The sequence below is a fragment of the Flavobacteriales bacterium genome (assembly GCA_016712535.1).
In the GTDB taxonomy this organism is placed as follows: domain Bacteria; phylum Bacteroidota; class Bacteroidia; order Flavobacteriales_F; family PHOS-HE28; genus PHOS-HE28.
The window spans coordinates 29,339-42,589 of record JADJQW010000002.1 but is presented as its reverse complement, the minus strand read 5'-3'; the positions used below and the strand labels follow the sequence as shown (position 1 = coordinate 42,589).

The window sequence follows — 13,251 nt, the reverse complement described above, 5'->3', positions numbered from 1 at the left end:
GGGCATCGAAGGAGGGGATTGCCTTCGATGCCCGCCCGGAGGGATCGCTGATCAGCGTTTCAGGAGCTGTTGCACCAATGCCTTCAGCTCGGCGATCTCCTTCTGCTGCTCTTCGATCTGGGCCTGTTGCTCCTGCACAGCCTTCACGAGCGGAACGACGAATTCGGCGTAACGCAGGCCTACAAGGCCATCGCCATTTTCGGCCTTATCCACGCCGCTGAAGTCGAACCCGACCTCTTGCGCGGCAGCTTCCACCTCTTGCGCGATGAAGCCGGTTTGGAGAATTGCTGATTTCTCAGCACGGGCTTGAGCCATTTCAGGAGCCAAGGGCAATGGGATGCGGTTGCCGTTCTTGTCGAGCTGCATGTCCTCGCCAAGGTGGGCGGCGATCTTGTCCACGTTCAAGTGATAGGTCACCGGGCGCAGGCGCGTGATGAAGGCCAAGCCGGGGACGTTCGCTTGCACATTGTTCTTCACCCGGGCATCGCTGATATTCGTCCAGCCGGCATAGCCACCGATGCTGCTGACCGCGCTATTGCCCAAGCGCACCATGTTGCCCGCAGTGCATGCTGCCTGGTAACCCAGCGAAGTGGTATTGCTGAAGGAATTCGAAGTTGGACCGGTTAATGCGCCCAAGGCCGTGTTGAACGAGGCCGTCGTATTGCTCATCGCACCGGATCCCACGGCAGTGCTGCTATTGCCACCTGTACTCGACGAGAGCGCGGCATAGCCCAATGCGGTGTTCGCGTCTCCGATGACGTTCGCATCCAAAGTGCTATGACCCAACGCGGTGTTCCGGTTACCCGTCGTATTCGCAAAGAGCGACTTTGAACCCACGGCTGTGTTGAACATCGCTTGATTCGGGACGTCGATATCATCAATAGGCCCGGCGCCGATACTGTTGTTGTAGAGCGCGCTGTCCCCGACGGCCACGATATTCTTCCGGTCAACGTTGTTCTGAAGGGCAGATACCCCTATCGCTACGTTGGAAGACCCCGTCTGTCCCCCGAAGAGCGCGTAGACGCCCACTGCGGTATTGTAGCGCCCCGAGATGTTCTGGTACAACGAGGCTGCGCCGAAGGCACTATTCCGGTACCCGGTCGTGTTCGCTGTCATCGCTTCGGTGCCGACGGCTGAATTGTCGTATCCGGTCGTGTTCGCCTTCAAGGCGCGCGCGCCAACGGCAGCATTGAAGGTGCCAGTGGTGAGGAAGCGAAGCGCCTCATAGCCGAAGGCCGAATTCCAGTTCCCGGTGGGCGATGCGTTCAGCGTGAGAGAGCCAAGCGCAGTATTCCGTGTGACGTTATTGATCGTGCCTGAGCCGATGTTGTTCATTCGGAAGTTCAACGGTTGCGCATCGGTGGTGCCGAGGAAATTCGCTGCCGGATCGATCCCGGCGTTACCGGTGAGCAGCCAACCGCTTCCTCCGCCAGCAGGCCCTTGCGGTCCAACCAACGAGGTGCCTGTACCCCATGCTCCAGCGGTCTTCGGTCCGAAGATGAAATCGGTGGTGGTGTTGATGTAGAAGTCGCCATCGGTGCCGATGCCTCCGGTTGGGTCCGCGGCACCATTGAGCACCGTCTTTCCATTGAGCCCATTGGTGCCGTTCGTGCCATTGGTTCCTGGAGCGCCCTGCGGACCTTGTGGTCCCGTTGCACCTGTTGCTCCAGCAGGCCCTTGTGGTCCTGTTGCACCGGTGGCGCCCGTCGCTCCCTGTGGACCCACGAGTGATACGCCACTGCCCCACGCGCCTCCGGTCTTCGGTCCGAACAAGGTGTTCGAGGAGGTATTGATGTAGAAGTCTCCATTCGCGCCGGTGCCCGCTGTTGGGTTGCCCGTACCGTTCAGCACCGTGCGGCCATCAGCACCGTTGGTGCCATTGGTGCCTGGCGCGCCTTGTGGCCCTGTCGCACCGGTTGCTCCAGCAGGCCCTTGTGGTCCTGTTGCACCGGTGGCGCCCATTGCCCCAGCTGGACCTGCTGGCCCTTGCGAACCGGTCGCGCCTGTTGCTCCGGTGTTGCCCTGTGGTCCCTGCGGTCCGGTTGCACCCGTAGCGCCCGTAGCTCCTTGCGGACCTACTAGCGAAACGCCGCTGCCCCATGCGCCTCCGGTCTTCGGGCCGAAGAGCGTGTTGCTGGTAGTGTTGATGTAGAAGTCTCCATTTGCGCCAGTGCCCCCGGTTGGGTTAGACGCACCGTTCAGCACCGTGCGGCCATCTGCGCCTGCGGCACCTTGTGGTCCCGTTGCTCCCTGTGGTCCTTGAGGACCGGTGGCGCCCGTTGCCCCAGCTGGACCTGCTGGCCCTTGCGAACCGGTCGCTCCCGTTGCTCCGGTATTGCCCTGTGGTCCTTGCGGTCCGGTGGCGCCCGTAGCGCCCGTTGCTCCTTGCGGACCTACCAGCGAAACGCCGCTGCCCCATGCGCCGGCGGTTTTCGGACCGAAGAGGGTGTTGCTGCTGGTGTTGATATAGAAGTCTCCATTCGCGCCGATGCCACCAGTCGGGTTGCCGGTTCCATTGAGCACGGTGCGGCCATCGGCACCTGCTGCACCCTGCGCACCAGTGGCGCCTGTAGCCCCTTGCGGCCCCGCAGGACCTTGTGGCCCCGTAGCGCCTGTAGATCCCGTTGGTCCTTGCGGACCCTGCGGTCCTGCAGGTCCTTGTATGGAGCCTACGTTCTCCCAATCGTTCGAGGTCTCGCTCCATACATAGAGACTGCCCCCGATGAGATAGGCGTCACCCGGGTCTCCGTTCGCGGGAAGCTGATTCACATTGGTGAGCGTTCCGAGGATCGTGACGCCGGTACCATCAGCACCAGCCGGACCCTGCGGCCCCGTGGGTCCCGCAGGTCCTTGTGAGCCTTGCGGCCCTTGTGGTCCAGTGGCTCCGGTTGCACCGGTGGCGCCCGTTGCACCCTGTGGCCCGGCAACGCCTTGCGGTCCTTGCGGTCCGATCAGCGATGTTCCGCTGCCCCACGCTCCTGCTGTTTTCGGTCCAAAGAGCGTATTGGTGGATGTGTTGATGTAGAAGTCGCCATTCGATCCTGTTCCAGCTGTGGGGTTGCTCGCTCCGTTCAGGATCGTGCGTCCATCCGTACCAGCTGCGCCTTGCGGCCCTGCAGGGCCTTGGATGGATCCCACGTTCTCCCACGAGTTCGTGTTATCGCTCCAAACGTAAAGGCTTCCGTTCACCAGGTATGCATCGCCTGGGTTACCTGACCCGGGCAGTTGATTCACATTCGTGAGCGAGCCAAGGATGGTCACCCCTGTACCATCCGCGCCAGCTGGTCCTTGTGGGCCGGCCGGTCCTTGCGGCCCCGCAGGCCCCGGAGTGTTGCTCTGCTCCGCGAAGAGCGCGTACGGAACACTCAGCAATTGCGTGGTGCCGATCGGCGTGCCGTTCACGCTGGTGCGCACGAAATAGGGGCCGTTGCTCCAATCAATGGCCGCGAAACTGCCGCTCACCACGGTGCCGCCTCCGATGGCCACGTTGGCCAGGCCGAATCCGTTGGTGGTCACCGCGTGGTTCTCATTGTACACCACGGGGCCACTGGCGCTGCCTTGCAGCACGGCCAGGCCGAGCGTGGCGCTGGTGTTGGGCTGTATGGCGCCGCCGGCATCGCGCAGGATGGCCTGGTAGCTGATGCGCTGCGGCGCTTGGGCCAGTGCGCCAAGGGTGAGCGCCATGGCGGTGAGGAGGAGGAGGGTCTTTTTCATGGCTTAGTGGGTGACGGAGATCTTGAATGAGCGCCCGCTGTTGTCGTTCGGCCCGAGTACGCGCAGGTAGTAGCTGCCGCTGGCGAAGGGCTCCATGTCGAGGTCGGTGATGGCGGAACCGATCCGGCCATCGGTCACTTGTCTTCCGGCGGCGTCGTGAAGCACATAGTGGTGCCCCTCGGGCGTGCCGTCCATGGCGATGTGCAGGATGTGGCGCACGGGGTTCGGGTACACGTTGATGCTCGGGCCATCGGTCACGGGGTCATCCACCACCGTGTTGATGTCCGCCCATGGCTGCTGGAAGCCTTGCGTAAGCGTGGTGCTGGCGTTGCCCACGGTGGCGGTCACCGGCTCACCGATGGTGTAGGACAGTCCAGCAGTACCGCTGGTGTGGTAGGCGCCTCCTGTGCCGATCACTTCCTGTGCGGAAGAAAGGATGGGCGAACCCAACAGAAGGGCGATCAGAGAAGCGCGCATGGTCGTGGGCATTGGGGTAGCGAAGCAACCCGAGGCGCTCAGCGCCATCAATACCACATCAGTAGTACGGGCGCTATGGCAGGACTACAGCGGCGTACGCCGTTGCGATGGGCGCCGCGCCACCATCAGGGAATACGGCTTGCACCATGTAGGTGTAGCTGCCCTTGCCTGGCAATCGGATATCCGTGAAGGTCCGGGCATCTCGCGGGGCGGAGCCGATGGCCACTGGAGGCGCGCCTTCCTTTGACCGCAGCAACAGGTAATGGCGAACCGGCGCCGGCGGATGCTTCCAGCTCACCTGTACCGTGCGTCCATCCACTGCGACGGCGCTCACCTCGGTCGCGCCGGGCCGCTTGCTGCCGCGTGGCACGCGCACCTCCATGGGGCGCGCATGCGCGGATCGATTGCCGGCGCTATCCACAGCAACGAGGCTGTAGGCGTAGTAGGCGGGGCCGCTCACATCCTGGTCAAGCCAGGTTCGTTGCTCCGAGGGAGCAGGAATTGCCGACACCAACGACCATGCGGTATCGGGATGGATCCGGCGCAGCAGCTCGTGGCGGCTCACGTCCTTGCTGTGGCTCGGCACAAAGTCGATCAGCACGGCGCTATCGCTCACCGTGTAGCGCTTCATCACCGGTGCAGCAGGTGCGATCACGTCCGGGCGCGTGAGCGTGAGCATGGCGCTGAGGCCGCTGTGGTTGAAGTTGCGATCAACGGCAACCACCTTGTAGTGGATGCGCTTGGTGAGCGTGCGCAGCTGGAGCGTGTCGGTGAAGGTGGTGTCGGCCACAGGCTGCGGCGAGAGATTATTGAACGCATGGTCCGGCGCGTTGGCGAAGAACACCCGATAGCCGAGGATGTCCATCTCCTTGCCTAAACGCCAGCGCACGGTGACCACGCCGCTCGAGTCGATGCTGCCTGAAAGGCCGGTGGGGGGCGCAGGCGCGATGCTATCGATGAGGAAGCCGTAGCCGGGATTGGAGTTCATCCGGTTGCCTGCGGTATCGATCGCTGCAATGCGATAGTGATTCTCTCCCAGGAGGAAGGTTGATGTGTCCGTGAATTGCCGGGCGCTGGGCGGCAGCAGGCCGTTGTGGAGCGGGTAATACATGCCGTTGCTCTGCTGTGATTTCTCAACGGCATAGCCCTTCAGGTCCGTCACCGGTGCTGGCTGATCCCAATGCACCACCAGCTTCCCGCGCTCATCCTTCACGGCGGTGATCTCCGGAGCCGCGGGCGGTGTGCGGTCACGGCCCATGGCCGTGACCACCGGCGCATCCGCGCTGACATCGCCGAAGGGCGTGATGCCCAGCACGCGATAGCGCATCGGCTGGTAGTTCGCCGTGATCGTCGTGTCCATCCAGTAGACCACCTCAAGGGGTTTCCCCATCTCGCCCGTAGGCACGTAGGGCCTTCGGTTAAGGCGCTGCCAGCTCTTGCCATCGCTCGAGCGTTCCACCCAATAGGCACTGAAGGACGCCACGCCCTTTTGTGCCTCCCAGCGCAACTGCACCTTCCCTTCGCGCTCATCGGTCCAAATGGCCGGGCCATGCGGCACAGGGTCTTCACCCCAGGCGCGGTTCACCGCCACCACGGCCGTATCGGGCCGCGTGGCATCGAGCGCGATCACGCGATAGAGGTAGTTGGCGTCGGGTGCCGCGTTGCGGTCCACGCACCGCAGGCCAAGGGCGTCGGCCATGGTGGCGTCCATGTCGGCGACGAGCATGCACATGGACCATTCCATTGTTTGCGCATCGGCCATTCGCGCGGCGGCCACGAGGTCCGTCTCCGGCGTTCTAGTCCCTTCCATTCTCCCGTGCAGCAGTTGCGCGACCGCGCCAGCCCACGGGTGGTCCGCAGCGTAGCGGAGCTTCATGGCTTCGAGCGAAAGCGGCAAGTGGCGCTCTGGCCCGACTGTGGTCCACTTGCTGCTCCGGGAGGTGCGCTCGTTGATCAGCAGGCGCTCCACGCGGTAGCCATGCACATTGCTCGCTCGCCAGGCGGCGGGGTCGCTGGCCGCCCAGCGCAGCACTACGGAATCGGCTGTATTGCGCGCAACGAGGCGCACGTGCTGCGCTTGAATGGAGATGCCGACGAGCGCTGCGAGGAGGAGGAAAAGGTTGCGCATGGTTACTTCTTTATCACACCGCCACCACCGGGCAGGCCAGGCGGGATGTAAGGCCTTGGCGCTTCCGGACCGCTTGGGTAGTTGTAGATGGCGATGCCGTCGTTCACTGCGGCCTGCCCGCCTATAGGCGCGCTCTCGATGACCGCGCAGAGCAGCAGCGGGACGCCATAGCGCAGCTCTATGCCGTAGTTGCCACGGTACATGCGGTGGAAGGAGGTGTTCTGGAAGGACATGACCTTGCTGCGCAACGGCTCGGCCATCTGCTGATAGACATCATCATGCTGGTTGGGCGGCGCGGTCACGGGCCCGCAATTGGTGATCACCAGGTTGGTGAGGGTTTGCAGGCGCACATAATCATTGGCCACTTCAGTGCCGGTGGTCATCCGCATGTAGCTCAGCGCGGGCGCACCGCCGGGCAGGGCGATCGCGCCCGCTGAGGCGGGAGCGCCATAGGGCGATGGGCTGGTCTCTGAAGTGCTCAAGGGCGGCTTCGGCTCCCAAGTGGGATGGAAGCGGATGGTGTATTTGGGCGGTATTCCGAGCGTGTCCGGGTTGGCCCGGATGAGCCGGTGCGCCGTGCACCCCGAATTCCGCAGCACATCATAGTAGTCGTAGAGCTTCGGCTGAGCCCAATCGGTGAACCAGGCGTCGGTGTGGGGATCCAACATGCGCACCAAGGGTCCGGCGCGCCATGCGGGCTGGTTGTTCGTTCCGCCGTATGGTTGGCCGCGCACATCGTACACATCGAAGAGCTCGCCCCCGAAGGTGATGTCGAGCACTTCACGCGGGGGTATGGTGGCCAGTGCCGTGGCCGTGGTCGCGCTGTGAACGATTCCTGCGGCCTTCGCGGCCAAGGTGTTGTACTGAGAGGTGCGGAAATGGTAGAGGTAAGTGAGCTTCTCGTCCGGCCGTAAGGTGAAGCCCTGCAGCGAGCGCATTCGGATCTGCACCATGTTGTTGAACTGACTGGTGGTGTTCGTGGTCACCGATGCCACAGGCATGGAAGAGCTGCTTGCTCCAGGGAAGCCGGGCATCTGCGGGGTGCTGCCGCCGGATGCCAGGCCATCACCGCTGATCTCCATGGTGCCGAAGTCGATCTCGTCACGGGCCACGATGCGCAGCGCATACGTGCGGCTGTTCAGCAATGCCGGAATCTCGAAGTTGATCACCGACTTCTCGAAATGGGTCGCGGTTGCCGGCTTCTCGAGCGGAGTGCCGCCATTGATCGGCAGGAAAACAGCCTTGAACACGCGCCTTCGACCCGGTCTCGTCTTGAAGACCGGTTGATTGCTCAGGTCAGACTTGCAGATGATCTTCCCCATCCGGCATTCGTCCTGCAGGAAGTAACGCTGGCCCAGGAAGGGGTAGCTCACATCCACATTGCCCGCGGTGAGCTCCTTGATGCCCTCATTGGTCTTGAAGGTGTGCGTGCGCTCCCAACGGACTGGCGCATTGTTGTGCATTACCTGTGCCCATTGACCGTTGGCCAGGCGCTCTTCGCCGCGCAGCTTGATGGTGATGGTGTGCGTGGAAAGGGGCTCCAGGTATTGCGATGGGCGCATGGACAGATGGTCCTGCGCAGCATTGAAGGTTTGCGTACCGGCCAGCACGGCACCGTTGCGCTTCAGCTCAAAGGCCTCCTTCACGATGCGGAAGGTGCGCGTGGTGCGGGATCCGTTGCTGTTGATCTGCTGCATGGTGAAGGGCGAGTCGATCTTCAGGTTGAAGACCACTTCAGGCTCGATGCCGCAATCGACGCCGCATAGCGCCGCATTCGCGCACCCGGGCGGCAAGCCGTCCTTGTCTTCCGGAGACAGATCGCCGATCGGGTTCAGGTTCGCGAGCATGCCGTTCTCGGGGACCTGGCAGCGCTGTCCGGCCTTGAAGGGCAGGGTGACCGATCCGGAGATCGCACCGTGCAGGATGTCATAGGTGCCATAGATGAAGCCGCTCAGCCAGGAGGGATTCGCGAATCCGCATTGGAAGAGGCCGCCCGCGCTCACATCGAACAGGTGGAATTCGCCGGAGGCGAGCCAGATGTCAACGTAGATGCCTACCGATGCATCGATGTAGCCATACGCCTGCCCTTCGGCATAGAACGGCCCTATGCCCGGATCCGGGATGTTCAGGCATTCCATGCCATCGCTCAAGCGGAAGAGGATGTCGAAGCCGACCTCTCCTTGGATGTGGTAGCGGAACACCACCACCGTATCACGCTTGGAGAACGGCAGGTTCGCGCCGAAAGCGATGCCCGATGCGTCGCCGATGTCCGCTCTTCCGGCGAAGTAGCTCGGAGGGGCATGAGCGAGCAATTCAGCGGGCGGCAGCGGAATGCCCGGCAGATCGTCGCCCAGCATGAAGTAGAAGCCGCCGGAGATGAAGCCCGCAGCAGTGAGGCCCACTCTCTCTGAAGGCGTGCCCAGCAGCAGGTGCCAGTTCTCCGGGCCGATGTACAGCGCGATGGCGCCCGCTCTCTTCTGCGGGCCGTTGCCATAGAGCACGCTGGTCTCTGCTGCCTTCACATCCACGAACACATTGAAGTTCGCGGCGAGCACGTCATTGGCGAAGTCGTATGAGATGCTGCCATCGCCCTTGAGGGGCACATGCCCCGTGTCCTCTCGTTTGTGCAGCAGGGCCAGGTTCGTCGTGAGCGACAAGGTCTCGATGCCGCCGGTGCTGGAGAACTGCGCGCCGAGCGTTGCATCGCCGTTGTATGCGTAACCGCTGCTGGGGTCGCCGAAGATGATGGTGCCCTGGAAACCCAAGCCGATGGAGGCATCCGGCGTGAAGCTCATGCCGCTGAGGGTGATTCCCGGCTCGAACAGGGAGTCGCCGACATTCTCGATCTCCTGCGCGGTGATCTCGGTTGAGAGGGGGAGCGCGCCATTCCTGCGCATGTGGTACCACGCTGCGCCGCCGAAGCCGTACACGGTGAAGGCCGATGGCTTGTTGAATCCGCCCTCCTTGGCGAGCATCGCATCCACGTACCAGTATCTGCTGCCGCTCTTGTCACCGAACTGCGCGTTGGCCAGCACCTCGATCTTCTTTTTCCAGAAGCTCGCGCGAAGGCTTCCGCGGATACCGTTGCCGTAGGTGGGGCTATCCCGGTACCACCGCAGCCCGCCGTGGATGTCCACTGCGCCGTTGTCGCCCTCAACACCGATCGAATCGAGCCGCATCTCGTGCGCGCCCCATTCGTGGATGCTGCTCGTGTTGAGCACGCCCAGGGTCGCCACTCGCGTGGTTGCGCGGAAGATGTTGCTGTTGTCTACGAGCTGGAGGTTGATGTCGTAGGCGATGCCGGCAGCGGGCTTGCCATCGATGGTGGTGCGCTCACCCTTCACCTCGGTGATGCTCACCGGGAAACCGCTGGCCGTGCCGCCATTGCTCAATTGAGCATCCTCTTCCTCAAGTGCCACGCCCATGTACTTCTGCGGACTGGCGTAGGAGAAGCTCACTGCGCTATCGATGTTGGTGTAGGGCGCATCGGTGCTGAACCACAGGTCCTGGAATTCGATCCCCGTGAAGTTGAGCTGCACAGGCGCCGTCTCGGGCGTGGCCAGATTCAGGCGGCCATGAAGCGTGGCTTTGGCGCGCGCGGAAGTGGTCGATCCCTCGTTCGCGATCACCGCGGTCAGCGTACTGGTCTCCTCGAGCTCGAGCGAGGAATAGAGGAAGGGGATCGGGAAGGAGAGGTCCTCTTGGGGCTGCACGAGGAACTCGAGCCAATGGTCGTCGTTGGTGAGGCTCTGGCGGAACACGCCGGAATAATCCAGCAAGGTGCTGCTCACGGATGTGCGGATGCGTCCCTTGATCCCGGTCTGGTGGAAACTGTTCTGCACGATGTCCATGCGCAGCGTATCCAGTGAGATGGCCCACCCGGCCAGGTCTCCTTCATTCTCGCCCAGGAGGTTGGCGAGCTTGAAGCTGGCGGTGAGCCCGTCGCCATTCACAACCAGGTCATCCACCACGCCGGAGACGCGCTCCGTGCTGCCGAAGCGCTTCACGCCATTGGGCAGGCGCAGCATCGCCCGTTTCAGGTAGAACCCGCGCCATGCCGCTTGGGCAGCGCCTTGCGCATCGGTGAGGCCGATATGCTGCGCCACAGCGGGCTCCAGGCTCATCTCCGGCGGGTTCGCATAACTGGCCATGTCGAGCCAGGCTTCCTGCACGTCGAAGCCCCAGCCTTCCGCGCCATCGATGTGGAAGGGCTTGTTGAAATCCACGCGGCCCATGAGCCCGCCACGCCCCGTGCGCATCTTCATGGCGGCCACGATCTTCTCTGGACCAGAGGTGCCGTCGGGCCGGTCCTCTTTCAGATGCTCGCGATCGAATCGCCATTGCGCATCGATCTGCAAGGCGCGGAAGCCTCGGCAGTCCCAAGCCGCGTAAGTACCGGAGTCCACCACGGCCATGTGGTTCGCGGGATCGAAGCGTGTGCCCTTCATCACCAGTGAATCGCCACCGATGCCCACGCGCACATCGTCCACCAGGTAGAGCATGGCGTCGCTATCGGGGCAGCCTACGCCATCCGGATGGAAGACCTGATCGGTTACGCCGAGCCCGTAGTTGAAGCCGAGCTCTGGCACGGGCACGCTCATCATGGCGTTGAGCTTCGCCACTGTGTCGGTGAACTGCATGCCCACGATGCCCACGGTGAAACGGCCGCCCGGCACGTCGGCGGCGATGCCGATGGGCAGGCCCATGGGCGAATTGCCTGTGAGCTGCATGGTGAGGCGGCCAGCGGCATTGAGGTAGTCATCAATCTGCTGCACGGCGCTCGGGCTGAAGCCCGCTGCAAGCCCGGCGCCCATTCGCCAGGCGGCTGGGACGATGGATTCATTGTCGTATCGGCCGTATACATCGCCTTGATACATCACTTTCTGCGCATTGATCTGCGCGTCGGTGAAACTCACCTTCATGGGGCAGTTCATGAATGGCACAGGGATCAGGCCTTCACCGCTGGCGGTGCCGCCGGCCCATGCGATCTCCGTGATGCGCATGCGGAACAACCCGATGGCGATCGTGTCCGTGACAGCAGCGCTCGTTACGGGCACGCGCTGCGCCATCGGTGTGGGCGCGGCCCGGCAGATGCTCACGCATTCGCGCGGGCGCACCTCCTCTTCCGCGGGCGGTGCTGTCGTGTCGGCTGCCACACGGAACATCCGAACTGGGCCGTCGTGGTAGGTCGCTCCGGCTTCGGAGCCGGGGTCTTGGAGCCAGGCCACGCGCCAGTAGTAGGTGCCCGTGTCCGCTGGCGCGAATTCTACTGAGTCCAACCTGTAGAACTGGTCCTTGACGCAGGCATCGCTGCATGCATCATCAATCAGTTGCACGGGCCCTAGCACTTTGCTGCGCACGAGTATCGGGCTGGTCATGGTCGCGGAGCGCGAGACCTCCAAGCGCCAACGTTCATGTGCCTGGCCATGGGTTTGGGTGGGGGCGTTCGAGCCGTAGAGGATGCGGATTGGGAATGGCGGGCGAAGTGCCATCGGTTCATCTGCGGTCTGGAAACGCAGCATCACCGGGGCGAATCCGGTGATGGTGGTATCACCGCCGTTCTTCGGCAGCAGTGCGTTGTTCGCCGGGGTCAGGGGTCTCGGTCGCCCCATGCCCGAGACGAAGATCCCTTCCGCATCTCCATAGCGCACATCCAAGCCTGCACGGTTCTTCGTGCGCAGGTCTGCGGATAGCGCATAGCTTGATCCGCGCTTGAACCGGCCCTCGGCATCGGGGCTGTTGGTGTATATGTTGATGTGGCGGGCTTGCTCCTCGGTGAAATCCGATGGGTTACCGAGCAATTCCATTTGCGAGTGATAGTACCCTCGACCCCAATCGATCTCATTCGTCTGCGTGTGTCGGAATGTGCGGTTGAGAAAGGCTCCGTCCTTGTACACGTCCAACCGGCTCCAGAATTTTCCGGTGGTAAGGTCATCGTTGGGAGGGGCATGCGGCTCGAATCGCGCCATGATGGGGATTAGGTCCCAAGGCAGGGTATCCTGCTGCACGGGAAAGCTCAGCCCGAACTCCGTATCGCCATGTTCTTGGTAAGTGAACGTGCATGGACGCATGTAGCCGTTGTTGCGCACCAAGGCGGCATCACTTGGGAATGGCACAGCGCGCACCCACCAGGCATACATGCGCCCCGGCTCAAGGGCCGGCATCATCTGCGTGTAGATAAGTTGGTTCGTGGGCACGCTTGTCTCGTACACCACATCGGTGCTCGTCTCCAATGCGGCCTGCGCATTTGTTGGACTTTCAATGCGAACCAGCCGGAACTCGTACGAGAAGGTCACGCCGGGCGGAACCCCCCCAGGCAGGAACCAGTTGAAGAGGATGAACTGCGGATCCTGCGGGGTCACCATCTCACCCACGCCATCATCCTGGCAGGACGGCGCCAAGGGCTCCGGCGGCTCCAATTCCCGGATGGTGAAGATCCGGCATCCATCGGCTGAAAGGGCGGTGCCGGGCACGTCGTAGTCATACACGCGCAGGCAGAGCTCGTACTCACCTTCTGGGATCACGCCAAGCCGAAGCTGGTCTTCCAGCCCATCACCTACCAGCGTTGCCGGGTTCCCGTTGATGGCGTTCAGGATGGGCACCAGGTTATCGCCAGTGAAGTAGTTCGAGCCGGGCGGAACGATCAAGGGGGGCGCGCTCCAGGCCTGCTGTCCGTCCACCGTGGCGGAGAGGTCCTCCTCCGGAATGCGGGTGATCGAGCCCGCCAGGTACACGCGTTTCGTTTCCGTCGTGCTGTTGAAGATGACGAAGGCGACGTTGCTGCTGCTGCTGAAATAGTTGGCGATGCTGGGCGAATAGGGCGGCAGGACGCTGGTGCTGATCGTGAGCGGATATTCGCCTTGTGCATGCAAGGCGGCCGAGAGCAGCACGGCGGCTGCAGTGGCGATGAGCGCGGATGCAACGTGGCGCAT

The 13,251-nt window shown here is 62.8% G+C and carries 4 protein-coding genes; all 4 read right to left on the bottom strand.

Features of this window, described 5'->3' with window-relative positions; all coding sequences use genetic code 11:
• Positions 1-51: 51 nt before the first annotated feature.
• Positions 52-3,714, bottom strand: a complete 3,663-nt coding sequence (locus tag IPK70_00210) for a tail fiber domain-containing protein (GenBank protein MBK8225579.1) — start codon at positions 3,712-3,714, stop codon at positions 52-54.
• Positions 3,715-3,717: 3 nt separating this feature from the next.
• Positions 3,718-4,191 (bottom strand): T9SS type A sorting domain-containing protein, encoded by a 474-nt coding sequence (locus tag IPK70_00205; protein ID MBK8225578.1) that lies wholly within the window; start codon positions 4,189-4,191, stop codon positions 3,718-3,720.
• 73 nt (positions 4,192-4,264) lie between these two features.
• A complete protein-coding gene (locus IPK70_00200) occupies positions 4,265-6,319 on the bottom strand; it encodes a hypothetical protein (protein ID MBK8225577.1) in 2,055 nt (684 codons plus the stop codon).
• A gap of 2 nt (positions 6,320-6,321) precedes the next feature.
• On the bottom strand, positions 6,322-13,251 hold the full coding sequence (locus IPK70_00195; GenBank protein ID MBK8225576.1) for a hypothetical protein: 6,930 nt from the start codon (positions 13,249-13,251) through the stop codon (positions 6,322-6,324).